Annotated in this window: 24 protein-coding genes; 21 read left to right on the top strand and 3 right to left on the bottom strand. The window is 70.6% G+C overall.

What is annotated here, in order from left to right; genetic code table 11:
- Positions 1-117 precede the first annotated feature (117 nt).
- Positions 118-1,569 carry an Nramp family divalent metal transporter gene (locus J8N05_RS00900; RefSeq protein ID WP_247706091.1) on the top strand — a complete coding sequence of 484 codons (1,452 nt, stop codon included), beginning with the start codon at positions 118-120 and terminating at the stop codon, positions 1,567-1,569.
- Positions 1,570-1,650: 81 nt separating this feature from the next.
- Here J8N05_RS00900 and J8N05_RS00895 read toward each other — a convergent pair whose 3' ends face one another.
- Complete coding sequence (locus J8N05_RS00895; protein ID WP_210880587.1) at positions 1,651-3,339, bottom strand: chitinase; 1,689 nt, start codon at positions 3,337-3,339, stop codon at positions 1,651-1,653.
- A 424-nt stretch (positions 3,340-3,763) separates the two neighbouring features.
- Here J8N05_RS00895 and J8N05_RS00890 point away from each other — a divergent pair, with 424 nt between their 5' ends.
- The 16 genes from J8N05_RS00890 (at position 3,764) to J8N05_RS00815 (ending at position 17,613) form a co-directional block, all read left to right on the top strand.
- On the top strand, positions 3,764-4,645 hold the full coding sequence (locus J8N05_RS00890) for a hypothetical protein (protein ID WP_247706090.1): 882 nt from the start codon (positions 3,764-3,766) through the stop codon (positions 4,643-4,645).
- Positions 4,646-4,755: 110 nt separating this feature from the next.
- Positions 4,756-5,469 carry a Flp pilus assembly protein CpaB gene (gene cpaB, locus J8N05_RS00885; protein ID WP_210880586.1) on the top strand — a complete coding sequence of 238 codons (714 nt, stop codon included), beginning with the start codon at positions 4,756-4,758 and terminating at the stop codon, positions 5,467-5,469.
- 53 nt (positions 5,470-5,522) lie between these two features.
- The gene (locus tag J8N05_RS00880) at positions 5,523-7,145 is read left to right on the top strand and encodes an AAA family ATPase (RefSeq protein WP_210880585.1); all 1,623 of its coding nucleotides are present in this window, start codon (positions 5,523-5,525) and stop codon (positions 7,143-7,145) included.
- Complete coding sequence (locus tag J8N05_RS00875) at positions 7,145-7,519, top strand: TadE/TadG family type IV pilus assembly protein (protein ID WP_247706089.1); 375 nt, start codon at positions 7,145-7,147, stop codon at positions 7,517-7,519. The genes J8N05_RS00880 and J8N05_RS00875 overlap by 1 nt, the downstream gene beginning before the upstream one ends.
- A gap of 90 nt (positions 7,520-7,609) precedes the next feature.
- Entirely contained in the window at positions 7,610-8,950 is a 1,341-nt protein-coding gene (locus J8N05_RS00870; protein ID WP_210880584.1) for a CpaF family protein, read from the top strand.
- A 160-nt stretch (positions 8,951-9,110) separates the two neighbouring features.
- The gene (locus J8N05_RS00865; RefSeq protein WP_210889932.1) at positions 9,111-10,016 is read left to right on the top strand and encodes a type II secretion system F family protein; all 906 of its coding nucleotides are present in this window, start codon (positions 9,111-9,113) and stop codon (positions 10,014-10,016) included.
- Positions 10,017-10,029: 13 nt separating this feature from the next.
- Positions 10,030-10,920 carry a DUF5936 domain-containing protein gene (locus J8N05_RS00860; RefSeq protein WP_210880583.1) on the top strand — a complete coding sequence of 297 codons (891 nt, stop codon included), beginning with the start codon at positions 10,030-10,032 and terminating at the stop codon, positions 10,918-10,920.
- A 52-nt stretch (positions 10,921-10,972) separates the two neighbouring features.
- Positions 10,973-12,376, top strand: coding sequence for a sensor histidine kinase (locus J8N05_RS00855; protein ID WP_247706088.1), 1,404 nt, complete (start codon positions 10,973-10,975; stop codon positions 12,374-12,376).
- Positions 12,369-13,121, top strand: a complete 753-nt coding sequence (locus J8N05_RS00850) for a response regulator (RefSeq protein WP_210880581.1) — start codon at positions 12,369-12,371, stop codon at positions 13,119-13,121. The genes J8N05_RS00855 and J8N05_RS00850 overlap by 8 nt, the downstream gene beginning before the upstream one ends.
- A 141-nt stretch (positions 13,122-13,262) precedes the next feature.
- On the top strand, positions 13,263-13,466 hold the full coding sequence (locus J8N05_RS00845; RefSeq protein WP_247706644.1) for a hypothetical protein: 204 nt from the start codon (positions 13,263-13,265) through the stop codon (positions 13,464-13,466).
- On the top strand, positions 13,463-14,086 hold the full coding sequence (locus J8N05_RS00840; protein WP_282108184.1) for a pilus assembly protein TadG-related protein: 624 nt from the start codon (positions 13,463-13,465) through the stop codon (positions 14,084-14,086). The genes J8N05_RS00845 and J8N05_RS00840 overlap by 4 nt, the downstream gene beginning before the upstream one ends.
- Before the next feature lie 15 nt (positions 14,087-14,101).
- A complete protein-coding gene (locus tag J8N05_RS00835) occupies positions 14,102-14,695 on the top strand; it encodes a hypothetical protein (protein ID WP_210880580.1) in 594 nt (197 codons plus the stop codon).
- 2 nt (positions 14,696-14,697) lie between these two features.
- Positions 14,698-15,321 (top strand): OmpA family protein, encoded by a 624-nt coding sequence (locus tag J8N05_RS00830; RefSeq protein ID WP_210880579.1) that lies wholly within the window; start codon positions 14,698-14,700, stop codon positions 15,319-15,321.
- Between the two features lie 31 nt (positions 15,322-15,352).
- Positions 15,353-16,228, top strand: coding sequence for an LLM class flavin-dependent oxidoreductase (locus tag J8N05_RS00825; protein WP_210880578.1), 876 nt, complete (start codon positions 15,353-15,355; stop codon positions 16,226-16,228).
- 52 nt (positions 16,229-16,280) lie between these two features.
- Positions 16,281-16,799 (top strand): GNAT family N-acetyltransferase, encoded by a 519-nt coding sequence (locus J8N05_RS00820; protein WP_210880577.1) that lies wholly within the window; start codon positions 16,281-16,283, stop codon positions 16,797-16,799.
- Between the two features lie 52 nt (positions 16,800-16,851).
- A complete protein-coding gene (locus tag J8N05_RS00815) occupies positions 16,852-17,613 on the top strand; it encodes a class I SAM-dependent methyltransferase (RefSeq protein WP_210880576.1) in 762 nt (253 codons plus the stop codon).
- Between the two features lie 31 nt (positions 17,614-17,644).
- On the opposite strand, the gene J8N05_RS00810 is transcribed toward J8N05_RS00815, so the two are convergent.
- Positions 17,645-17,995, bottom strand: coding sequence for an ArsR/SmtB family transcription factor (locus tag J8N05_RS00810; protein ID WP_210880575.1), 351 nt, complete (start codon positions 17,993-17,995; stop codon positions 17,645-17,647).
- A 91-nt stretch (positions 17,996-18,086) separates the two neighbouring features.
- Here J8N05_RS00810 and J8N05_RS00805 point away from each other — a divergent pair, with 91 nt between their 5' ends.
- Entirely contained in the window at positions 18,087-20,006 is a 1,920-nt protein-coding gene (locus J8N05_RS00805; protein ID WP_282108136.1) for a heavy metal translocating P-type ATPase, read from the top strand.
- Positions 20,007-20,042: 36 nt separating this feature from the next.
- Here J8N05_RS00805 and J8N05_RS00800 read toward each other — a convergent pair whose 3' ends face one another.
- A complete protein-coding gene (locus tag J8N05_RS00800; RefSeq protein ID WP_210880573.1) occupies positions 20,043-21,200 on the bottom strand; it encodes a winged helix DNA-binding domain-containing protein in 1,158 nt (385 codons plus the stop codon).
- Between the two features lie 923 nt (positions 21,201-22,123).
- On the opposite strand from J8N05_RS00800, the gene J8N05_RS00795 reads away from it, so the two are divergent.
- The 3 genes from J8N05_RS00795 (at position 22,124) to J8N05_RS00785 (ending at position 25,697) form a co-directional block, all read left to right on the top strand.
- Positions 22,124-22,897: an isoprenyl transferase gene (locus J8N05_RS00795; RefSeq protein WP_210880572.1), complete on the top strand. Its 774-nt coding sequence runs from the start codon at positions 22,124-22,126 to the stop codon at positions 22,895-22,897.
- A 339-nt stretch (positions 22,898-23,236) separates the two neighbouring features.
- On the top strand, positions 23,237-24,562 hold the full coding sequence (locus J8N05_RS00790; protein WP_107020261.1) for a PhoH family protein: 1,326 nt from the start codon (positions 23,237-23,239) through the stop codon (positions 24,560-24,562).
- Between the two features lie 436 nt (positions 24,563-24,998).
- Positions 24,999-25,697, top strand: coding sequence for an aggregation-promoting factor C-terminal-like domain-containing protein (locus J8N05_RS00785; protein WP_456339971.1), 699 nt, complete (start codon positions 24,999-25,001; stop codon positions 25,695-25,697).
- Positions 25,698-25,712 lie beyond the last annotated feature (15 nt).

The following is a 25,712-nucleotide window of genomic DNA, read 5'->3' as shown; positions in this document are numbered from 1 at the left end:
AGAACCGCTCCGGCCGCTCGACCACCCTTCGAACAGGCAGTTCACGCTGTGCACATCAGGTGGGGATCGCTGCACGCCCTCTTGTGCCGCGGATCTCTTTACGCTTTCTTGATCGGCATGGCGGACACCTCGGGACACGCGGACACCAGGGGCTCGGGCAGTACGGCGGGACCCCCGGGAGGAACAACGGCACCAGGGCCACCGGGAAATGAAGTGGCCGCCCCTCGTAAATCCAGTTGGAAGTACATCGGCCCCGGAATCGTGGTCGCCGCGACCGGTGTGGGCGCGGGCGACCTCGTCGCCACCCTGATCGCGGGCTCGAACTTCGGCTACACCCTGCTGTGGGCCGCCGTGATCGGCTGCCTCGTCAAGATCTCCCTCGCGGAGGCGGCGGGCCGCTGGCACCTGTCCACCGGCCGGACGCTCTTCGACGGCTGGGCGAGCCTCGGCCGCTGGACGTCGTGGTTCTTCGTCGTGTACGTCGTGATCTGGGGCTTCGTCTACGGCGCGGCGGCCATGTCCTCGTCGGGCCTGCCCCTGCAAGCGCTGTTCCCGGACGTGATGGACCTCAAGTGGTGGGCGATCCTGACCGGCCTGGTGGGTCTGGTCTTCGTCTGGTTCAACAAGTACGCGGTCTTCGAGAAGGTCATGACGGTCCTGGTGGGCGTCATGTTCGTCGTCACGGTCTACCTGGCGATCCGCGTCACCCCGAACCTGGGCGAGGCGTTCGCGGGCCTGCTCCCGGTGCTCCCCGACGAGAAGGACTCGATCCTCAACACGCTCGGCCTGATCGGTGGAGTCGGTGGCACGATCACGCTCGCCGCGTACGGCTACTGGGTCAACGCGAAGGGCTGGACGAACACCGGCTGGATGAAGGTGATGCGGCTCGACAACCGCGTCGCCTACATCACCACCGGCATCTTCGTCATCGCCATGCTGTTCGTGGGGGCGGAGATCCTGCACTCGTCCAACGTCGCGATCGCGAGCGGCGACAAGGGGCTGATCCAGCTGGGGGACATCCTGGAGGACGAGTACGGCACGGCGACCGCCAAGTTCTTCCTGATCGGCTTCTTCGCCACGTCCTTCACCTCGCTGATCGGCGTCTGGCACGGCGTGAGCCTGATGTTCGCGGACTTCGTGGAACGCCTCCGCAAGGACAGGGCGGCATCAGCCGCACAACGCACGAACCCGCAGAACACCACCTCGGACACCCCGGACATCACAACCCCCGCCCCTGCCCCCGCCCCCGCCTCCGGCGAGGAGGTCGCATCAGGCGCCCACGAGAAGTCCTGGCCGTTCCGCGCCTACCTCCTGTGGCTGACCTTCCCGCCGATGATCCTGCTCTTCGAGGGCCAGCCCTTCCGCCTGATCATCCTGTACGGAGTCCTGGGCGCGGCCTTCCTCCCCTTCCTGGCCCTCACCCTGGTCTGGCTCCTCAACTCCTCCCGCACACCGCCCGAGTGGCGCAACGGACTCCTGAGCAACGCCATGCTGACGATCGCGGGCCTGCTCTTCGTCGTCCTGTGCGTGAAGCAGATCTGGGACCAGCCGTGGGCGGACTTCTTCTGATCCCGCAGCCGCAGCACGACACGACGCCGCACCGGTGCGTACAACACCGGTGCGGCGCCGAAAATATGAAGCCCTCCGCCGCTACGGCAGCGCGTGCACGTGCGGCCCCACCGCGTTCGACCACGCGTTGCCCGCCGTGGCGTCCCAGTTCGTGGACCAGGTCATCGCGCCGCGCAGGTCCGGGTAGGTCCTGGACGGCTTGAAGGAGCCGCAGTTCGTGCCCTTGGCGAGGCAGTCCAGGGCGTTGTTCACGATCGTCGGGGAGACGTATCCGCTGCCCGCGCCGCGCGTCGACGCCGGGACGCCGAGGCCGACCTGGGACGGGGCGAGCCCGCCCTCCAGCTGGATGCAGGCGAGGGCGGTCAGGAAGTCCACCGAGCCCTGCGAGTACACCTTGCCGTCGCAGCCGAGCATCGAACCGCTGTTGTAGTACTGCATGTTGACGACCGTGAGGATGTCCTTGATGTTCAGGGCCGTCTGGAAGTACGTGTTCGACGTGGACTGCATGTCGATGGTCTGCGGTGCCATCGTGATGATCAGCGAGGAGCCGGCCTTCGAGGACAGCGATCGCAGCGCCTGCGTCATGTAGGTGGAGTTGAGCCCGTTCTCCAGGTCGATGTCGACGCCGTCGAACCCGTACGTCTGCATCAGCGAGTAGACGGAGTTCGCGAAGTTCGTCGCCGAGGCGGCGTCGTTCACCGCGACCGTGCCGCGCTCGCCGCCGATCGAGATGATCACCTTCTTGCCCGCGGCCTTCTTGGCCTGGACGTCGGCCTTGAACTGGTCGACGGTGTAGCCGCCGAGCCCGGCCGAGTCGAGGTTGAAGGTCACGGCGCCCGGCGTGGACGTGGCGTCGGCGAAGGACACCGCGATGATGTCGTACTGGGACGGGACGTCGGAGATCTTCTGGACGGTCGCGCCGTTGTTGAAGTTCTGCCAGTAGCCGGTCACGGCGTGCTTGGGCAGGTTGCCCGTGTTGCCGGAGGACGCCTTGGTCGTCCCGGTGACCGCCGTCGACTTCGCCGACTCACCGGCCGTGTTGGTGGCGGTGACCTGGAAGGAGTACGAGGTGGACGCGGCCAGCCCGGTGACGGTGGCCGAGGTGCCGGTCACCGCCGCGACCTTCGTACCGCTGCGGTAGACGCTGTAGCCGCTCGCGCCCGACACCGGGCTCCAGGCCAGGGAGACGGAGGAGGAGGTGGTGGAGGCCACGTTCAGGCCGGCGGGGGTCGCGGGGACCACCGGGTCGGGGTCACCGCCGCCGCCCCCGTCGGGCCCGAACACGGACACGTCGTCGGCGAAGTAGGCCGCCTGTCCGTACCAGCCGTGGGTGTAGACCGTCACGGACGTGGTGTTGGCGCCCGTCGTGAAGGACGTCGTCAGCTGCTTCCAGGACGAGGAGTCCGGGGTCCAGGTCGACACGTCGGTCGTGCCCGTGCCGCTCGCGCCGAGATACGCGTACCCGCCCTGCACCCAGGCGCTCAGCGTGTACGTCGAGTTGGCCTTCACGGCCACGGTCTGGCTGCAGCGGGCGTTGTCCTGCCCGGCGGGGGTGGCCTTCAGGGCCGCCGCGCCCCCGTGCACGGGGGAGGAGACGGTGGCGCCGCTGGCCGCCGAACAGGTCCAGCCGGTGAGCCCCGACTCGTAGCCGGCGTTCTTCGTGTTGTTGACGTCCGCGGCCGAGGCCTGGCCTGCGCCGGCGAGGGAGAGGGCGGACGCGGCGAGCACGGCGGCGAGGGCGCCTGCCCAGGTCCGTCTGCGTCTGGGCATGCCTGATACGCGGTCCACTGGGGCCTCCGGTGGGGGAGTGGGGAAGTGGGGGTGCGGGAGGGAACTCAGGTCCTGTTGCACAGGCCCTGACACGGTGGCCACCGTCGCCTCTCCAAACTGGTCCAGACCAATCAGGTTGTCAAGACCTTTGGCGAGGCCAACGCACGTGCCGCGGCGCGGAGTTGAGGCATATGCGGATCACTCTGTGTGGATCACGTCGCACGTTGCGTGAATTGATCTCAAGGATCCGGTGTTGAGCGGCGCATGCCGTGGATAAGGTGCAGTTGCGGAAGGACGCCACAGTGGCAAGTTGTGTCCGTCCGTGAGGGATTGATGGCGACATTCACGACAACATTCAGGCGATACAGGGGCGATCTGGGACGCGGTTGACCACTCCGTCCCAGTGAACGGGGTGGTGTGCAGCGTGCCGACCGCGATAGCCGTCACCAGTTCCGATCTGGTGCTCCCGCCGCACGACCGGCAGACCCCGCCCGCCGCCGTCCAGCCCCTCGACGGCCTCGAAGCCTCCCTCACGGCCATGCACGCCCTCATCGAGCAGCACGGCTATGTGATCGCGCTCTGTCCGTCCTCCGCGCCGACCGCCGTGATCCGGCGGCTGCACGCCGTGCGCTCCGTCCTGGAGAGCGACCGCATCGCGCTGCTCGCCCTCGACCTGCCGCCGCTCGGCCTCGCCCTGCTCGCCCAGCAGCTGCGCCAGCTCTCCGTCTGCGACTTCAGCCCCGGAGTGCTCGCCTCCTCCGCCCGGCTGCTCGCCCACTACATCTACTCGGGCGCCCTGCTGAACTCGGTCGCCAGACTCGACCGGATCCCGGTCTCGCTCAGGTCCCACGCCAAGTCGTGGGTGCCGGGCGCCCAGTTCGCCGTACTGGCCACGCCGCGGCCCCAGCTGGTGCGCGTCGGGCAGGACGAGCTGACCGGGCCCGAGTTCGGGACCCGGATGCTCGTCGCGGCCGGGCAGCTGCCCGCCGACTGGCTCACCGGGACGCTCGCCCCCGCCTGGCACGTACAGGGGGTGGCGACCGTGCCGCTGCCCGCCGAGTCGGCCCGCTGGTGGGGCACGGGCAAGGTCGCCGAGTTCGCCGCGGGCCTCTACGACGTGTCCGTGCTGTACCAGCTGGTCTCGTCCGTACGGCGCGACGAATGCCACTGGTGCGGTCTCGAACTCATCGGGGACCGCTGCGGCTTCTGTGCGGCGCCGTTGCCGCCACCCTCGTCGAACGAGCTTCCGACGGCCGTCGCGCGGGCAGCCTCTTCGGTACGCGCCCTGCCCCGAGGGGCCACGTGAGCCCCGCACGTCAGGCACGTACACCTGAATAACGGTGAATACCCTGCAGCACCCCCTGTTACCGGTGAATACCCCTTGAACTCGGCATTGTCCCCACGAGGTGAGATGTAGTGAACTCGCGCCAGCGCCGCGGCGTCATCCTGCTGGTCCTCTCGGTCCTGTGCGCCGTGGGCGCCTTCGCCGGAGTGCTCTCGGTGATCCGCGACGTGAACTCGAAGGTCGGCCCCGAGGTCGCGGCGTACCGCCTGAAGGACGACATCGCGCCCTACAAGGAGCTGTCGGCCGACCAGTTCGAGAAGGTCTCGATGCCCGAGCGGTGGCTGTCGTCCACCGCGGTCACCCGCCTCTCCCAGGTCCGCGGCAAGATCGCCGTCACGCAGCTGAAGAAGGGCTCGCTGCTCCAGACGGACATGATCGTCGACCGGCCCGCCCTGCAGGCCGGCCAGCAGGAGATCGCGATCCTGATCGACGCGGCGACCGGGGTGGCGGGCAAGATCGACCCGGGCTCGCGGGTCAACATCTACGCCACGTTCAAGGACGACACCGACAACGGCAAGGACCAGTCGAAGGTCATCGTGCAGAACGCCCGCGTCATCGACGTCGGCAAACTGACCGCGCTCGAACCCGGCCAGTCCAGCAACGACCGCCGCCGCACCGCCACCGAGGCCGTCCCGATCACGTTCGCCCTCGACACCGCCGACGCCCAGCGCGTCGCGTACGCCGAGTCGTTCGCCGAACACGTCCGCCTCGCCCTGATCGCGGGCGGCGCCGACGCCACCGTCGCCCCCGGCGACCGCTCGTACACCCTCGACGAGGACAAGTAGGAGGCCGTGATGAGCGCAGTCCCCTTGGGGCCGTCACTCGCGAGGGCGTGCCGATGACCATCCGCATCCTGCCCGCCGTCGGCGACATCGACTCGGCCCGCGCCCTCAGCACCCTCCTGAGCCAGCTCGCCGACGCCGAACCCGCCCCGCCGGTCCCCGACACCACGGCCCTGCTGGACACCCTGGCCCGGCTGGCCACCGAATCCCTCGACGAACTGCCCGAGGTCGTCCTCGTCCACGAGCGGATCGGCCCGGTCCCCGCGCTCGACGTCATCCGCGACCTGGTCATGCGCTTCCCGGCCGTCGGCGTCGTCCTCATCACCGCCGACACCAGCACCGGCGTCCTGACCGCCGCCATGGACTGCGGCGCACGCGGCATCGTCGCCCTGCCGCTCGGCTACGACGCCCTCGCCGAACGCGTCCAGGCCGCCGCCGCCTGGTCCACCGGCATGCGCCGCCACCTGGGCAGCGCCACGCCCGAGCTGTACACGGGACCGGGCGGCTCGATCGTCACGGTGACCGGCGCGAAGGGCGGCGTCGGCGCGACCGTCACCGCCGTCCAGCTCGCCCTGGCCGCCCAGTCCTCCGGCCGCTCGGTCGCCCTGCTCGACCTGGACCTCCAGTCCGGCGACGTGGCCTCGTACCTGGACGTGCAGTTCCGCCGCTCCATCGCCGACCTCGCCGCGATCAGCGACATCAACCCGCGCGTCCTCCAGGACGCCGTCTACGCCCACGACACCGGCCTCGGCCTGCTCCTCGCCCCTGCCGAGGGCGAACGCGGCGAGGAGATCACCGACCGTGTCGCCCGCCAGGTCCTGGGCGCCCTGCGCTCCCGCTACGACCTCGTGGTCGTCGACTGCGGCGCCCAGCTGAACGCCGCGAACGCCGCCGCCGTCGAACTCGCCGACCAGGCCCTGCTCCTGGTCACCCCCGACGTCGTCGCCGTCCGCGCCGCCAAACGCATGGTCCGCATGTGGGACCGCCTCCAGATCCGCAAGGCCGAGGAGACCCGCACGGTCGTCAACCGCTTCGCCCGAGGTACGGAGATACAGCCGTCCCTGGTCGAACGCGTCACCGGCACCAAGGTCGTCCGCACCACGGTCCCCGCCGCCTTCAAGGAACTCCAGTCCGTCGTGGACGCGGGCCGTATGCAGGACCTGGACACCCGCTCGACGGTCAAGCAGGCCCTGTGGGCGCTGGCGGGCGAGCTGGGCCTGATGGCCGAGCAGCCCGCGGGCGGCGGTGGCGGCCGGCGCCGCAAGACCTCCCCGGACAAGGACAGGGGCTCCCTCTCCCTGCGCCGCAAGGGCGGCGACCGGGGCGCGGTCACCCTCGAATTCGCCGGTATGTTCCCGATCCTGCTGGTCGTGATGACGATCCTGTGGCAGTGCGCGCTGTACGGCTACACGTACTCCCTCGCCGGGAACGCGGCGGACGAGGCGGCACGGGCCGCGACCGCCGCGTACGCGATCGACGGGGACGTCGGCGGTGCCTGCAGCGCCGCCGGCGGGAAGCACCTGCCGGGTGCCTGGGACGGCGCAGGGATCGACTGCGGTGTCGCGGGCCCGGTCATGAAGGCCACGGTGACCGCTCAGGTGCCCCTGTTCTTCCCGGGCTTCGACGCGGGCTGGACGGTCGAGGGCACGGCCGGGGCCGCACTGGAGGGGGACGACTGATGAAGCGTCTCGCGCGGCGCCTGCGGCGGCGGTTACGGGACCGGGACGACCGGGGCGTCTCCATGCTGGAGTTCGCCGGATTCCTGCCGATCCTGCTGCTCGTCGGGATGGCGGCCATCCAGCTCGGCCTGATCGGCTACGGCATCAACCAGGCCGGTTCGGCGGCGCGGGCCGCGGCACGGGCCGCCTCGCAGGGCGACGACGGGGGAGCGGCGGGGACGGCGGCGGTGAGCGGCTGGCTCAACCCGGACGTGTCGGCCGACGAGGGCGCCGACCTCACCACCGCGACCGTCACCCTCCAGGTCCCCGCCGTCATCCCCCTCCTGCCGAGCGTGACGGTGGAACGCCAGGCCACGATGCCCACCGACGACTGACCGCACGACCGCACAGCCGACCGACCGCACGACCGCGACACCGACTGACCGCACGACCGAGTCACCGTACGACCGAGAGGAGTTGAAGACATGAGCCTGCGAGCCCGTATCGCCGCCCCCGAAGAGGGCGGAGCCGGCCGCGAGGACGGACACCTCGTCGCCGTCTACCGTGCCAAGCTGCTGGAGGAGATCGACCTCGCGGAGATGTCGAGCCTCGCGGCGGCCGAACGGCGCATCCGCCTGGAGCGCGTCCTCGGGCACATCATCAGCCGCGAGGGCCCGGTCCTGTCGACCGCCGAGCGCTCCCAGCTGATCCGCAGGGTCGTCGACGAGGCCCTCGGCCTCGGCGTCCTGGAACCCCTCCTCGCCGACGCGTCGATCACCGAGATCATGGTCAACGGCCCGGACTCCATCTTCGTGGAGCGCGCCGGACGCGTGGAACAGCTCCCGCTGCGCTTCGCCTCGAACGAGCAGCTGATGCAGACCATCGAGCGCATCGTCTCCACGGTCAACCGCCGTGTGGACGAGTCGAACCCGATGGTCGACGCCCGCCTCCCCACCGGGGAGCGCGTCAACGTCATCATCCCGCCGCTCGCCCTCACCGGCCCCACCCTCACGATCCGCCGCTTCCCCCGCGCGTACACGCTCCCGGAGCTGATCGGCCTCGGCTCGCTCGACGAGCAGATGCTGATGCTGCTCGCGGCGTTCGTGCGCGCACGCTTCAACGTCATCGTCAGCGGCGGTACGGGCTCGGGCAAGACCACGCTCCTCAACGCGCTCTCCGGACTCGTCCCGTCCCACGAGCGCATCATCACCATCGAGGACTCCGCGGAACTGCAGCTCCAGCAGGAGCACGTCATCCGCCTCGAATCCCGGCCCCCGAACGTGGAGGGCAAGGGCCAGATCACCATCCGCGACCTGGTCCGCAACTCCCTGCGCATGCGCCCCGACCGCATCATCGTCGGTGAGGTTCGCGGCGGCGAGACGCTCGACATGCTCCAGGCCATGTCGACGGGCCACGACGGCTCCCTGGCGACCGTCCACTCGAACTCCGCGGAGGACGCGCTGATGCGCCTCCAGACACTGGGCTCGATGTCCGAGGTGCAGATCCCGTTCGAGGCGCTCAAGGACCAGATCAACTCGGCGGTCGACGTCGTCGTCCAGCTCACCCGGCACGCGGACGGCTCCCGCAAGGTCACCGAGATCGCGCTGCTGGTCTCGCACGGCCGCGAACAGTTCCGCATCGTGCCCGTCACCCGCTTCGTCCCGCGCCCCACCGGCCCCGACCGGGTCGTCCACGGCCACTTCGAACACCTCCCGCTGCCCCGCTCGGTCGCGGAGAAGCTGTACGTCGCCAACGAGCCGCTGCCGCCCGCCTTCGGGGTGGCGGAGGCGATCGACGTCCTCAACACCCGGCAGGCGATCGGATGACACCCACCGGAACCTTTGAATCCGCCGCAGTCGTCGCTGTGGGCGCAGCCGCAGCCGCAGCCGCTGTCACTGTCAGTGCCGCTGTCGTCGGTGTCGGCGCAGTCCCGACCGAGAGGAGCGAGCCGTGAACAACGCGGTCCCCCTCGCCCTCGGCGCCACCATGCTGTGCGGCACGCTGGCCGTCGCGGGCGTCCACACGTACGTCTCCGGCCGCGCCCAGCGCCAGGCCCTCGTCGACCGCCTCTCCGGCGGCGGCCCCCTGCGCACCGCCGCCGGCCGGGCCCGCCGCTTCGCCGCCGTCGACCGCCGGCTGCGCCGCACCCGCCTGGGCCGCACGATCCAGCTGCGCCTGTCGGCGACGGGACTCGACGTGACGCCGGGCGAGTTCTTCACGTACGTGGCCGCCGTGGTCGTCGCGCTCTGGCTGATCGCGGCGGCGGCCCTGGCCCCGTTCTTCGGCCCCATCGCGGGCCTGGTCGGCGTGTGGAGCGCCGCGATCTTCCTCAACTGGCAGCGCCAGAAGCGCATCGAGGCCTTCATCAACCAGCTCCCGGACGTGGCACGCCTGCTGGCCAACGCGGCGGCGGCCGGCCTCGCCCTGCGCACCGCCCTCGCGATGGCGGCGGAGGAGTTGGAGGCCCCGGCGGGGGAGGAGCTGGCCCGGGTCGCCGACCAGCTGACCCTCGGCCGCTCGGTCGACGACGCGCTCGGCGAGCTGGCCGAACGCCTGCCGTCCCGCGAACTCGTCGTCCTGGTCACCACCCTGGTCCTGTCCAACAAGGCGGGCGGCACGGTCGTCAACTCCCTGCGCAACCTCACCAAGACCCTGGAGGACCGCAAGGAGACCCGCCGCGAGGTCCGCACGATGCTCTCCGAGGTCAACGCGACGGCCTTCACCGTGCCCCTCCTCGGCCTCGGCTCCCTCCTCCTCATCAACTCCTCGAACGAGGGCGCCCTGGCCAAGGTGACCGGCTCCCCCCTGGGCCAGACCCTGGTCCTGATCGCCATGGGCCTCTACACGATCGGCTTCTTCGTGATCCGCCGCCTCGGCAGGATCGAAGTATGAGGAGGGGTCCAGGATGATCGCTCTGCTGCTCGCCGCGCTGATGGGACTGGCCGTCGCGGGCTTCCTCCTCGGTATCCGCATGTACCGCGCGGAGGCCAAGCTCCCCGGCGACATGGCCCTCGCGCTGGAGGTCGGCGGCACCCGCGTCTCGAAGGCGGACTCGGCCGTCGACCGCCTCGGCATGCGTTTCGCCCCGCTCGTCCTGCGTCTGATGGGCCCCCGCCGCGTCGACGCCAAACGCCGCCGCATCGACATGGCGGGCAACCCCGGCGGCCTGACCCTCAACCGCTACGCGGCCCGCCGCGCGGTGTACGGGGTCTTCGGCGCCCTGCTCTTCCTGATCTTCCTCTCCAACGGCCGGACCCTCTTCGCCCTGATGGCCCTGGCGTTCGGCCTGCTGGCCGCCGACGCCCTGATCTGGCAGGCGATCCGCGACCGCAAGGAGGTCATCGACCGCACCCTCCCCGACTTCCTGGACGTCCTGGCGGTCGTGGTGTCGGCGGGCCTCGGCTTCCGCCAGGCCCTGGAACGGGTCGCGGACCACTACGAGGGCCCGTGGGCGGACGAACTGCGCATCACCCTGCGCCAGATGGACATGGGCGTCAGCCGCCGCCAGGCCTTCGACGAACTGCGCAGGCGCAACTCCTCCGAGCAGGTCGCCCAGTTCGTGTCGGCGCTCCAGCAGGGAGAGGAGCTGGGCTCCCCGATCGCGGACACCCTGATCCAGCTCGCCACGGACATGCGCCGCACCGACGCCCAGAACTCCCGCCGCCGGGCGGCGAAGACGATCCCCAAGGCGACGATGGTCACGCTGGTCTTCATGCTCCCGGCCACGATGATCCTCATCGCCACGGGCATGTTCCTCGGCTCGGGAACGAACTTCGGCTCGATCCTGGGGCGCTGAGATGGCGGCCGGCAGCTGGAAGCAGGGGTGGCCCCGTAAGGGGCGCGGGGCTGTGACATGTGGCGGCTCCGCCGCGGGGCGCGCCCAGCCACATCCGGCCCGCAGCCGACGAACGCCCCTTCTCCCCGGCGGCTCCGCCAAGTGGGCCACAGGCTACTTCGCGGACGACGCGGCGGCGCCGGACGGCATCCGCCTCCAACTCAACGCCCTCCAGGCCCTCTGCCGCCAGGCATTCGCGATCCGCCTCGCCCTCATCGCCATAGGCGCCCCCTTCGCAACGGCGAACGCCGCCGACGGCTTCCCCCGCCACGCCGTCCTCACCGCCGCGGTCCTCGGCGTGATGGGCTCGTACGCCATGCTCAGGGACTGGGACCGCTGCGCTCCGCAACTCCTCGCCCACCCCACCCTCATGGCGGTGGACCTGTTCTTCGGCGCGATACTCCTGCTCACGGCGTCCCCCGCGTCCCCCCTCGCGTACGCGGCGGTCTGCACCCCGCTCCTCTCGGGCCTGCTGTACGGCTGGCGCGGCTCCGGAGTCTTCACGGGACTGCAGCTCGTGGTCCTGCTCACGGTGTTCAGGGCGTGGGAACACCGCCCGGGAGCCGGCGCCAGCACCCTCCTGATCGCGGGCTTCTGCGTCGCGGCGGGCGTTATCGGCGTCACCCTGCGGAACCTGATGTTCCGCTTCGGTGCGGCCAGTCAGGCGCTCGCGGAGGCGAACTCCCGCCTGGCGGTGGCGGAGGCGGTGGAGTCCGAACGCGCCCGCCTGGCCCGGGAGATGCACGACTCGGTGGCGAAGACCCTGCACGGCCTCGCCCTGTCGGCGGAGGCCCTGGCGGTCGCCGCGGACAACGAGTCGAACCCCCAGGCCCTCAAGTCCCAGGCGACAGCGGTGGCGGGAGCGGCACGCAGGGCGGCGACGGAGTCCAGGGAACTCCTGACGGACCTGCGGGCCCACACGGCGATGTCCCACCCGCCGATGGACATGGTGACGGAACTGGCTTCGAGGGTGGCGGACTTCGAGTCCCGTACGGGGATCGAGGCGACCTTCGCCCACCGGCAGGACCCCCACCGGCCGGGCCCGGCCCCCGGACTCGCCCCGGGGGCACCCCGCCAACTCCTGGCGATCGCCTCGGAAGCATTGGAGAACACCCACCGCCACGCGAACGCGACGCACGTACGAGTGACTCTGGAGTGTTCGCGGTCGGTCCTGCGCCTGACGGTGCGGGACGACGGCGAGGGCACGGCCGTCTCCCTGGACGACGTACGACTCCTGGCGAATACCGGCCATTTCGGCCTGCTGGGAATGCTGGAGCGCGCGGCGACGGTGGCCGCGGAGCTCCACCTGCACAGCACCGCACACGGAGGCACGGAGGTCACGCTGACCCTCCCCCGCACCCCCACCGTCCCCGCACCCCTCCCACGCTCTCCCCAAGAGGAGGCCGCACATGCCTGACCAGGCACTTCCCGGCCCGCTCCTGCGCGTGCTGGTGGCCGACGACAATCCGGTCGTCCGGGCCGGTCTCGCGGCCCTGCTGAACGCCCACCCCGACATCCGGGTGGTGGCCCAGGCGGCCGACGGCGCGGAGGCGGTCGCCGCCGCGACCTGTCACCGCCCCGACGTGATCCTCCTGGACGTGCGCATGCCCGGCACCGACGGCCTGACGGCGCTTCCCCGGCTGGCCCGGCTGGCGCTGGTGATGATGCTGACGTACAGCCGTGAACCCGAGGTGGTGGCCGAGGCGTTGCGCCGGGGCGCGGTCGGCTATCTGGTGCACGGGGAGTTCACCGCGGATGAACTGATCATGGCGGTACGGGACCTGGGCGACGGGACGGCGACCTTCACCTCGTCCGCCGTCGGTGTCTCGGATTCGCTCGGTGTTTCGTACGAACCGAACCAAAGCTCTTCGCAGCTGCAATCGGTTGTGGCACAGTCGTGGAAGGCTCGCCCCGCCTACGCGACGGGACTCCACCGCCGCGGCCACAACCGCCTTGATCATGGCCTGAGTTCACGGGAGGTGGAGGTCATGGATCTCATCGCGGCCGGCATGAGCAACCAGCAGATCGCCGCCACGTGCTTCATCAGCGAGAAGACGGTGAAGAATCACATCAACCGCATCTTCGCGAAGCTGCACAGTTCTTCGCGCAGCGAAGCGATCGCCTGCTGGCTGGGCACGGCCCACGGGGGGTGGAACCGATGACTCCGACCAGGAGAAGTTGGGCCCCTGGACCCACCCGCAGTAGGCGGATTCTCACGTACGGTGCGCGAGACGGTAGTGGTTTTGGGTGGGAGGGAAGGGATCACTGTGACCAACAACCTGGAGCCGGAGACGTCCACGGGATTGAAGCGGGCGCTTCGCGGGCGGGTCCGGACCGTGGCCTCCCGGATGCGCGGACGGGACCGGGACGCGGGAGCGGGCTTCGTGGAGTACGCGGGCCTGATGATCCTGATCGCCGGGATCTTCACCCTGATCGACGGCCTCGGTCTCGACGGCCTGATCTCCGGCGCGATCCTGGACGCCGTCAATCAGGTCATCGGCGGCTGACCCCCGCGCCCTCAGCGCCCCCCGCACGGCTGCTCGGTGACCGGGGGGCGACCCTCCCGGTCTCCATCTGGCTGACGGGGATTCTGCTCTTCGCCGCGTTCGCCTTCTTCGCGTTCGCCCAGGCGGCGTCCGCCCGGAACGGAGCGCAGTCCGCGGCGGACGCCGCCGCGTTGGCGGCGGCACAGGACGCCAGGGACGAACTGGTGGAGGGCCTGGAGGGCGCCGTCGGCGTGGACGACCACTGGCTGGACTGGCTCGACGGCGACGGATTCGACGGTGCCGGAGCCGCGGGCGCGGCCGGTGAGCTGGCCGCCGAGAACGACGCGAGCGTGACGGGGTTCGCCCCCTACGCCGCGGCCGGGTTCCCCGGCTTCGAGGTGCAGATCGAGACCAACTACACGGTCGGGGACTCGATCATTCCGGGCACGGAGGGCATGCACGCGACCGCCGACGCGGCGGCCGTCATCAAACCCCGCTGCGACTTCGACGTGCCCGACGATCCGATGGACGTCGTCGAACTGGATTGTGACGGCGACATTTTGGAAATCGACCCCGAAGATTTCGATTTGGACGACCTTCCCGACGCGTCCGTGCTGTTCTCTGTGCAACTGGCCGAGTGAAAGGAAGCCGTACCGATGAACATTCGGCGCACCACGAAGGGCCGCACGGTACTGACCGCCGTGGCGATCACGACTGGGCTGGTCCTCACGGTGGCCGGCTGCGGCGGAGGCGGCGACGACGAGGGTTCGGACAAGAACCCGTCGTCCTCCTCGCCGGCGAAGAACGACGGGGGCGACGACAAGGAGAAGTCCGAGTCGCCCTCCGCGCAGCAGATCCTGGCCGAAGTGAAGAGCGGCGGCCTGACGCTGGCCGTCACCTCGGCGAACAGGGACGACGGCGGCTTCGTCACCGTCGAGGGGACGGTGACCAACAACAGCGGAAAGTCGTGGGTGGCGGCGGACTGGCGGGGTGACGAGCGGGAGCTGGCCGGGAACGGCGGATCCATCGCGGGGGCCAGCCTGGTCGACCAGACCGGCAAGAAGAAGTACCTGGTGCTGCGCGACACGGAGGGACGCTGCCTCTGCACCAGGTTCACCGGCGGCGTCCGGTCGGGCGAGACCACGGAGTGGTTCGCCCAGTTCCCCGCCCCACCCGAAGACACCACCAAGGTCTCCTTCCAGGTCGGCTCGATGCCCCCGGCCTCCGTCGAGATCTCCGAGGGCGAGTGACCATGCCCCTCACCCCCCGCGCCACGTCGATCACCCTCACCGCCCTCACGACCCTCGTCTTCATGACGCCGCTGACCTCGGCCCATGCGGACGACGAGGACCCGAGCTCCCCGCCGGGCAGCGTCAGCACGTCCCCGCCACCGGAGGTGGACGCGAACAGCCCGGGGCTGAAGCTGGCCGACGGCGCGACGCTCGCCGGCGCCCGGGTGCTCGACATCAAGTCGGTCGTCGAGGACCTCGGCGGGGAGGAGCGGCGCGAGGACACGAACGAGAACGTGACGTTCGCGCTCCAGGCGGAGGTCCTCTTCCCCAAGGACAGCTCGAAGCTCAACCCGGAGGCGAACGCCCGCATCGCGGCGATCGCGAACGAGATCAAGTCCCAGAAGGCCACGAACGTCCGCGTCTTCGGCTTCACGGACAACCTCGGCTCGTACGCCCACGGCCTCACCCTCTCCAAGCGGCGGGCGGAGGTCGTCCACGAGGAACTGGCCTCGAACCTCGGCGGAATGAACGTCACCTTCGTGGTCCGCGGCTACAGCGAGGACTACCCGATCGCCGACAACACCTCGGAACAGGGCCGTAGAAAGAACCGCCGGGTGGAGGTCACGTTCCCGAAGGAGGGTTGAGCCCCTCCCACCCCCCGGGTAGGAACAGGCCATGACCTCACTCGGTGCTGTCTTTCGGCCTCAACTGCCACCAGAACGTCTGCGAGAGCTGGTCCGTGCCGCGGACGACGCGGGGCTGGAGGAGCTCTGGCTGTGGGAGGACTGCTTCCTCGAAGGGGGCATCTCCGCCGCGGCGGCCGCCCTCGCCTGGACCGAACGGCTCCGCGTCGGCGTCGGCCTCCTCCCCGTGCCCCTGCGCAACGTCGCCGTCACCGCCATGGAGGCCGCCACCCTGCACCGGCTCTTCCCGGGCCGGCCCGTCCTGGGCGTCGGCCACGGCGTGCAGAGCTGGATGGGGCAGGTCGGCGCGCGGGCCGAGTCGCCCGTGACGCTCCTGCGCGAATACCTCGCCGCCCTGCGCGCCCTGCTCGCCGGTGAGCACGTCACCACCGACGGCCGGTACGTGAAGCTCGACGGCGTCGCCCTCGACTGGCCCCCGCCCGCGCCCGTGCCGATCCTCGCCGGAGCCACCGGCCCCCGTTCGCTCAAGCTCTCCGGAGAGGCCGCGGACGGCACGATCCTCACCGCGAGCACGCCCCCCGACGGCGTACGCAAGGCCCGGCAACTCATCGACGAGGGGCGGGCGTCGGCCTCCCGTACCGACGCCCCGCACACCGTCGTCGTCTACCTCCTCACCGCCACCGGCCCCGGCGCCGCCGACCGGCTCCACGCCGAACTGGAGGCCGAGGGCGTGGCATCGGTCCCGGACCTCGGCGTCGCCGGGGACGCGGGCGCCGTCGCCAAGGCCGTGCGGCGCCTCACGGAGGCGGGCGCCGACACGGTCGTCCTCCAGCCCACCGCCGACGAACCGGACCCCGAGCGTTTCATCCGTTTCACCGCCGAAGAGGTACGCCCCCTCGTGCCCTGAGCGACGGCGACGGCCCGGCGACTGTCAGTGCCTCCTGCCAGACTCCCTCGGTATGAGCGACCACGCGCACACCCGGGCGGACGTACGGCTGAGACCCGTGGCGGAAGCCGACTTGGAGGCGTTCTTCGAACAGGAGCAGGACCCCGAGGCGACCCGCCGGTCGAGATTTCCCGCCCGGCCGCGCGGGCGCTTCATGACCCACTGGGCCACGCGCATCCTCGGCGACGACACTGTGCTCGTCCGGACGGTCGACGTGGACGGCGCCCCGGCCGGTCACATCGTCGCCTGGTGGGACGGGGAAGGAGAGACACGGCGGCGCTTCGTCGGGTACTGGCTCGGGCGGCCCTACTGGGGCAGAGGCATCGGCACCGTGGCGCTCGCGCTCTTCCTCCGCGAGGAGCGTGTCCGCCCGCTCTACGCCGACCCGTTCGCCGGGAACACCGCCTCGGTCCGCCTCCTGGAACGGCACGGCTTCCGCCCGGCGGGCACGGTCCGGCACGGCGACGACGTCCACACCCTCCTCGTACTCGACGAGGAACCCCTACTCGACGAGCCCCCGACACGGGAGTAACCCGGTAGGAAACCTGTCGCGACCCGTCCGCACCTCCTGTCACCATCGCCCGATGAGGTCCTTCCAAGAACTCGTCGCCGAAGCCGAGGCCGTCCCGACCGAGGGGTGGGACTTCTCGTGGTTCGAGGGGCGGGCCACCGAGGAACGCCCCTCCTGGGGATACGCGCGAGCCATGGCGGAGCGCCTCGCCCGAGCGGACGCCGCTCTCGACATCCAGACCGGCGGCGGCGAAGTGCTCGCCTCCGCGCGGAAGCTGCCGACGCTCACCGTCGCCACCGAGGGCTGGCCCCCGAACGTCGCCAAGGCCACCGCCCTGCTCCATCCGCTCGGCGCGGTCGTCGTCGCCGCCCCGGAGGACGCCCCGCTGCCCTTCGGCGACCAGGCCTTCGACCTCGTCGTGAGCCGGCACCCGGTGACCCCGCACTGGACGGAGATCGCCCGCGTGCTCCAACCGGGCGGCACGTACTTCGCCCAGCACGTGGGCCCCGGCAGCGTCTTCGAGATCATCGAGTACTTCCTCGGCCCGCAGCCCGAAGCCGGGCGGAGCGACCGCCACCCCGACCGCGAGCGCGCCGGCGCCGAGGCGGCAGGGCTGCGGATCGTCGACCTGAAGGCGGCGAGGCTGCGGATGGAGTTTCACGACATCGGGGCCGTCGTGCACTTCCTGCGGAAGGTGGTGTGGATGGTGCCCGGCTTCACCGTCGACCGGTACCGGCCCCAACTGGTGCGCCTGCACGAGCGGATCGAGGCGGAGGGCCCGTTCGTGGCCCACAGCACCCGTCACCTCATCGAGGCCCGCAGGCCCGAAGCCTGACCCGCGCACCGCGACGGTCACGTCAGGACGGTCACGCCTCGTCCCGCAGCCCCAGCCGCAGATGCTCCACGTGGTGCAGCGCCTGCTCCAGCAGCTCCGCCACATGGTCGTCGTACAGCGCGTACACGATCGACCGTCCGCGCCGCTCTCCCGTGACGAGCCCCAGGTTCCGCAGCAGCCGCAGCTGGTGGGAGCACGCCGACTGCTCCAGGTCGGCCGCTCCGGCGAGTTCGCCGACCGCGCACGGGCCCTCCCGCAGGCGCGCCAGGATGCGCAGCCGGGAAGGCGTGGCCAGGGCCTGGAGCGTCGCCGCGACGTCCGCGGCGCCGACGGCGTCCAGACGATCGCGGATGCTGCTCTTCGCATCCACTCCATGACCCATGCCGACATCGTAGCGAGACGTCCGCGCCGGCCCAGAGAAATCCATCGGCACAGATGAAGACGTATTCATGTGTTCCTGTATGGTGGCGCTCGTGCAGCCCACCGACACCCGTCTCCTCGCCCTGCCCGAAGCCCGCTGGGCCGCCGTCTCCACGGCGGCCTTCCTGCTCGCGCTCCCGCTCCACCTGCTCGGCGCGACCGCCTGGCTGTGGGGCCCGCTGTACGCCGCCGCCTATCTGGCGGGCGGCTGGGAGCCCGCCCTCGAAGGGCTCAGGGCGCTGCGCGCGAAGACCCTCGACGTCGACCTGCTGATGATCGTCGCGGCGCTCGGCGCGGCCTCGATCGGCCAGGTCATGGACGGCGCGCTGCTCATCGTCATCTTCGCCACCTCGGGCGCGATGGAGGCCCTGGCCACCGCCCGCACCGAGGACAGCGTCCGCGGCCTCCTCGGTCTGGCACCCCCCACGGCCACCCGGCTGCACCCCGCGAGCGGCGCGGCGGAAGAGAAGGAGGTAGCGGGCGAGGGGGAGAGGGAGGAGACCGTCGAGGCGTCCGCGCTCGCCATCGGCGACGTGATCCTCGTACGCCCCGGTGAGCGCGTCGCGGCCGACGGCCGCGTCCTCGACGGTGCGAGCGACATCGACCAGGCGACCATCACCGGCGAACCCCTGCCCGTACCGAAGGCGGCGGGCGACGAGGTCTTCGCCGGGACCCTGAACGGGACCGGCGCCCTGCGCGTCCGCGTCGAGCGCGACCCCTCCGACACGGTCATCGCGCGGGTCGTCGCCCTCGTCGAGGAGGCGTCCCGTACGAAGGCCCCCACCCAGCTCTTCGTCGAGCGGATCGAACACCGCTACGCGCTCGGCATGGTGGCCGCGACCGTCCTCGTCTTCGCCGTCCCGCTGGCCTTCGGCGCCGACCTCACCGGGGCGCTCCTGCGCGCCATGACCTTCATGATCGTCGCCTCGCCGTGCGCGGTGGTCCTGGCGACGATGCCGCCGCTCCTGTCGGCCATCGCCAACGCGGGCCGCCACGGCGTGCTCATCAAGTCCGCCGTCGTGATGGAACGCCTCGGACAGACCGACCGGATCGCCTACGACAAGACCGGCACGCTCACCGAGGGCACCCCCCACCTCGTCAAGATCCTCCCCGAGCCTGAGCCCGGGCCCGGCTTCGCGGAGAACGAGCTGCTCTCCCTCGCGGCCGCCGCCGAGCACCGCAGCGAGCACCCGCTGGCCCGCGCGATCGTGGCCGCCGCGCACGACCTCCCGCGCGGCGAGACGCACGGGGAGGCGTACGACTTCCGGTCCGCACCCGGCCGCGGAGTCACCGCGACCGTCGCCGGACGCGAGGTGGCGGTCGGTTCGCCCGAGCGTCTCGGTGAGGGGACGGCGGTCCCCGACACCGACGGCACGGCGGTCGTGGTGCGCGTGGACGGCGTCCGCGCGGGCTGGCTGCTCCTCGCCGACCGGATCCGCCCCGGCGCCCCCGAGGCCGTCACCGCGCTGAACCGCCTCACCACAGCCCCGCCCGCACTCCTCACCGGCGACAGCTCGCGGGCAGCGCACTCCGTCGCCGAGCGGACCGGCATCCCCTCCGACGGCGTACGCGCCGGCCTGCTCCCGCACGAGAAGGCCGAAGCGGTACGGGAAATGGGCGGCCGGGTGCTCTTCGTCGGCGACGGGGTGAACGACGCCCCCGCCCTGGCCGCCGCCCACACCGGCATCGCGATGGGCCGGGCGGGCTCGGACCTGGCCCTGGAGACCGCGGACGCCGTACTCGTCCACGACGACCTCACCGCCGTCCCCAGGGCGGTCGCCCTCTCCCGGCGCGCCCGGCGCCTGGTCGTGCAGAACCTGTGCCTGGCGGGTGCGTTCATCGGCGTCCTGGTCGTCTGGGACCTCGCGGGCCATCTGCCGCTGCCCCTCGGCGTCGCCGGCCACGAGGGCTCCACGATCCTGGTCGGGCTCAACGGCCTGCGGCTCCTGCGGGAGAGCGCCTGGCGCGAGTAGGTCACCAAGTGCTCCCGGGCCCCGTGCCCGGGCCGGTCAGGCGTGCGCCCCCGCCGTCACCTTCCCCACCACCAGTTGCGGTACGGCCTCCAGGATCTCGCCCACCCGCTCGACCTGCTCGCCCAGTTCCCTCTCCTGCGCGGCGGTCAGCCGTCCCAGCGGCTCCACCGTCACCGTGGTCCGCTTCCCCTGCCGCCGCTGGTGCCAGACCCCCGCGACCACCCCGTCGACGAGCAGCACGGGAAAGTTCCCCGCCTGTCCGCCGGCCAGGGCCCGCTGGTAGGCGGCGCCTGGGAACATCCGCTCACGCGGCTGGGCGGCGACGGCGTACGCGTCGAAGTAGGGGAGGAGCCGCACGCCCCGTACGGGCTCGGTGGGGAAGTCCCTGTCGCCCGCCACCACCCAGGCCGGTGTCCCCTCGAAGTCGACCTCCTCGATCCCGCCGGACGCGGCCAGCGACGAGAAGAGGGCGGCGGCCCAACCCCGTGGCGCGGCGGCCCACTTGGCGAAGTGCTGCGGCGTCGCGGGACCGTACGCGCGCAGATAATGGCGTACGAGGGTGGCGAGGGCCTCGTCGGCGGGGAGCGGGTCGAAGTGCGGCGGGCGGGTGTACGTCGCCTTGCGGCCCCGGTTCGGCGCGAAGCACAGGGCGCCGGACTGGCCCGTGCGGTGCATCACCTGGCGCCAGCGCGGCCACTTGCCCTGGAACGCCTCCATCACCAGGTCCCCGGCCCACGGTCCGGTGCGGGCCACGACCTCCTCGGACAGCTCGTCGATGGTCAGCCGCCGTCCGTCGAGGGCGTCGCCGACCGCGGCGACGACCTGTTCCTCCTGTTCGGCGGTCATGCGCACCGCCGGGTTCGGGCTCGTCCCGCCCGGCACGGCGGTCAGGGCGGCGGTCCAGAAGGGGAGTTCGTCGGCGGCGAGGAGATGGATCGTGCCCCGCGGGCCGTACGTCTTCACCAGGCTCCGGTCCTCCCACAGCGCGGAGCGCACGTCCTGGCGGGTCGCGCCGCCGAGCCGCAGGGCCAGGGAGAGCTCGGCCGCCGACAGGACCTGCGCGTGCACGGCGAGCAGCGTGGACGCGACCGCGGCGACGGAGGTACCGGACCGCGCGGGCAGGTGCAGCAGTTGACGCCCGTAGCGCCGCGCGCTCGCCTCGGCCCAGGTGACCTTCGTGATCCTCGATGTCATGGCGGCGACGCTAGGCGGGAAGTAGGTCGGATCCTGGCCGCTGAGGCCGACGGCCACACGAATCGACGTTCACATCCGGGCAAATGGTGAGCAACCCATGTGTGAGGGAAATTATCTGCTGTAAACACTCAAGACGGAGCAAATAGCGCCAACTGCCTCCGGGGGCCGGGTGGGGTGGCTGCAAAAATCCCTGAAACGCACACAGAGTTTCCACATCGTTATGCCGATTGGCTCATTCCGCTCTTCGGGGTCCCGTAAGTTCGGACCAAGGCAATTCGCGTCAGCAAAGCTGCGCGGGACGGCACCGCGCTGCGGAGGGGGCTGCGCGGTGCCCGCCACTCCCCTTGATTCCCGGGGCGGGGGCGGTCGTCACCCGGCCGCGTCACTCTTGGGGCGTACGTCCGAGACGGACGGGTCGACACCCCATATCCTCGTGCGAACCCCCTGGTTCTCTTCGAATTCTCCTCGATCTCCTTCGAATTAGCTGGGAATCGGCCATGATCTGCCACTGAATGAACGCTTCCACTCCCACTCAGACGGTGTCGGCCGACTCCGGAGAGTAGTTGTGGCACGCCGATGCGCGCGACATCACTTACGAAGGGTTATGGTGGAAACCCCCCCTCGGGCCGGTCCGTCTCCCCCCCCACGGACCGGCCCGTTTTTTTGTGCCCCGACACACGCCGGGCGTACGCCCCGGAGCAGCCCTCGTACCGAACCGGGCGCCCTCGCTCCCGTCCTGCTCACCGGTCCGCTCCGGGCCCGCTCCCGGTCCGCCCATCGGTCCGCTTCCGGTCCACTTCCGGTCCGCGCCACGGCCCGTCCATCGGCCGGGAGCCCTTGCACCCCTAGGGGGAGAGCCGCTCCGGCGGGGGTAGGGTGTCGCCCTCGGGGACTGCCATCTGCACGGAGGGGCTGACGAAAACGTGAACCTGCGCGACAACCTGCGCCGCTTGCTGGTCAGGTTCTATGCACGCAGGGTGGAAGGCCACCTTGACCACGACCAGGTGCCCAAGCACATCGGGGTCATCATGGACGGCAACCGGCGCTGGGCGAAGGCCGCCGGCAGCACCGCCGCCCAGGGGCACCGGGCCGGAGCGCACAAGATCGAGGAATTCCTCGGCTGGTGCTCCGAGACCGACGTCGAGGTCGTCACCCTCTGGCTGTTGTCCACGGACAACTTCGACCGCCCGGAGGAAGAACTCGTACCGCTGCTCGGCATCATCGAGAACGTCGTGAGTTCCCTCGCCGCCGACGGCCGCTGGCGCGTGCACCACGTCGGCACGCCGGACATCCTGCCCTCGCGGATGCAGACCGTCCTGAAGGAGGCCGAGGAGTCCACCGCGCACGTCGGCGGAATACTGGTCAACGTCGCCATCGGCTACGGCGGCCGGCAGGAGATCGCCGACGCCGTGCGCTCGATGATCCTCGACCACGCCGACAAGGGCACCTCGTTGGAGAAACTCGCCGAGGACGTCAGCGTCGACATGATCGGCAAGCACCTCTACACCAGCGACCAGCCCGACCCCGACCTCGTGATCCGTACGAGCGGCGAGCAGCGGCTGTCCGGATTCATGCTCTGGCAGACGGCCCACTCCGAGTACTACTTCTGTGAGGTCTTCTGGCCGGCCTTCCGCAAGGTCGACTTCCTGCGCGCCCTGCGCGACTACGCGGCCCGCCACCGGCGCTACGGCGGATGAGGGACCGAGGCGGCCCCACCGCCAGGGGCTGCCGCGGGACCGGGGATTGGTCCTTTGGGGTGGAAGTAATGAGGAGTTCACCAGGGCGCCGTCATGTGTGCTGGCATGGCATGGCTCGTTCGAGGGCATAAAGCCTCCAGGTCGACGCCCGAATCACGGGTGTCGGATCTCAGCGGACGGCACGGGGCCGTCCGCCCGGGAGGCCCTTTGCACCAGCGCGACCGTGCGGTCAGTACGGACGAGGCGGAGGGCCGGTTCACGGCCCGTGCATCGGTGCCGGAAACCGGTCCACCTCTCCTCCGTCGCTCCCCGACCTCATCCGAGGGGGTACGTCCTTCCGTGGTGACCAGCACAAAGCGCCGTATGCCAGACCGGCGCACCTATGTTCTCGACACCAGCGTCCTGCTGGCCGACCCGCACGCCATGAACCGCTTCGACGAGCACGAAGTAGTGCTGCCGATCGTCGTGGTCACGGAATTGGAGGCCAAGCGGCACCATCCCGAGCTCGGCTACTTCGCCCGGCAGGCCCTGCGTCTGCTCGACGAGTTCCGGGTGAAATATGGCCGTCTCGACGCCCCCATCCCCACGGGGGAGTTGGGCGGGACGGTCCGTGTCGAGCTCAATCACTCGGACCCCAGCGTGCTGCCGAGCGGCTACCGCCTGGGGGACAACGACTCCCGCATCCTCGCGGTCGCCCGCAATCTGCAGGCGGAGGGTTTCGACGTCACGGTCGTGTCGAAGGACCTCCCGCTGCGGATCAAGGCCTCCTCGGTCGGGCTCCTCGCCGAGGAGTACCGGGCGGAACTCGCCATCACAGGCTCCTCCGGCTGGACCGGAATGTCCGAACTGACGCTCTCGGGCGAGCAGGTGGACCTCCTCTTCGACCAGGAGAGCCTGTACGTCCCCGAGGCGTCCGACTTCCCCGTCCACACGGGTCTGATGATCCAGTCCGAGCGCGGCAAGGCGCTGGGCCGTGTGACGGCCGAGGGCAACGTCCGGCTCGTACGCGGGGACAGGGAGGCCTTCGGCATCAAGGGCCGCAGCGCGGAGCAGCGCATCGCGCTGGATCTGCTCCTCGACCCGGACATCGGGATCGTGTCGATGGGCGGCCGGGCCGGCACAGGAAAGTCGGCGCTCGCCCTGTGCGCGGGCCTGGAGGCCGTGCTCGAACGGCGCCAGCACCAGAAGGTGATGGTCTTCCGGCCGCTGTACGCGGTCGGCGGGCAGGAGCTGGGCTATCTGCCCGGTTCCGAGTCCGAGAAGATGGGCCCCTGGGCGCAGGCGGTCTTCGACACCCTCTCCGCGGTCACCAGCCGCGAGGTCATCGAGGAGATCACCGCGCGCGGCATGCTGGAGGTCCTGCCGCTCACGCACATCCGGGGCCGCTCGCTCCACGACGCGTTCGTGATCGTGGACGAGGCGCAATCCCTCGAACGGAACGTCCTGTTGACCGTTCTGTCCCGAATCGGATCGAATTCACGGGTGATCCTGACCCATGACGTGGCCCAGCGGGACAACCTCAGGGTCGGTCGGTACGACGGAGTGGTGGCCGTCGTCGAGAAACTGAAGGGGCATCCGCTCTTCGCGCACGTCACCCTCACCCGGTCCGAGCGGTCCCAGATCGCCGCCCTTGTGACCGAAATGCTGGAGGACGGACAGATCTGATCCCGGCTGCCCCCACCCGTCCCGGTCTGTCCGACGGGTGGGGGATGCGCGGTAGTTGGCGCCGTCCGGCAAAGGCGAAGATCCTAGCCGGGCGGCGTCGTCGTGCGCGCTCGTTTCCGGAAAACTTCTGAGGCAAACGAGGTGTGAGCTTTCACACCCAGCACAGAATTGCCACCCGGCGCCGGGGTACGGCAGAGTCTCACTCCTGTCAGGCCCCGCATACGACACACCTGTACCCCCAGCGGCACAGCACAGCAAGAACCTCAGAACTCCATAACGCCGTCGTATGCCGCCCGCGCACCAAGCGGCGCTCCCCGCAAGGGAGTTGCCCACCGGGCCCGTGCCTCCCGTGACCCCGCAGTTGGGAGGCCAGTGCCAGGGGCAAGATTGCGTCCGCGAGGGTCACCTGTAGCGGTCGATGCTGGAAGGAAACCGTGTGAGCCGGATTTCGGTCCGTGGGCTCGCAGTGGCCTCGGCCACCGCAGTCACCGCAGTCGGCGCTGTAACGGGTGTTGCCTCGGGCAGCACCGCACCGGCGAGCGATGACGCCGAGGCAACGGCGAGCGGCGCGACGCTCCTCGCGGACATACCCGCGGGCGCGCAAGCGCAGGTGCAGACCGCCTCTCTGACTCAGCAGGCCGACTCCCAGGCCATCGCGGCGGACGCGACAGCCAAGAAGGACGCCGAAGCAGCCGCGCGCAAGCAGGCGGCCAAGGACGCGGTCGCCAAGCAGCAGGCCGCCGAGAAGGCCGAGAAAGAGGCGAAGGAGCGCAAGGAGGCCGAGAAGGTCGCCAGCCGTTCCGCCACGCGTGACGCCGCCAGCTTCACGGTCAAGGCGTCGTACACCGCCGCCGAGGTCCAGGAGATGGCCCGCCAGCTCGTCCCCGCGGACCAGTTCGCGTGCTTCAGCCGGATCGTCGACCACGAGTCCAGCTGGAACTACCAGGCTGACAACCCCACCTCCGACGCGTACGGCCTCATGCAGGCCCTGCCGGGTTCGAAGATGTCCTCGGCCGGTGCCGACTGGGCGACCAACCCGGCGACGCAGATCAAGTGGGGCCTGAGCTACATGGACGGCCGCTACGGCAGCCCGTGCGCCGCCTGGAACTTCTGGCAGGCCAACAACTACTACTGAGCCGCAGTCGGCTCA

The organism is Streptomyces liliiviolaceus, assembly GCF_018070025.1.
GTDB lineage: Bacteria > Actinomycetota > Actinomycetes > Streptomycetales > Streptomycetaceae > Streptomyces > Streptomyces liliiviolaceus.
The sequence above is the reverse complement of the archived record's forward strand: the minus strand, read 5'-3'. Positions and strand labels throughout refer to the sequence as shown.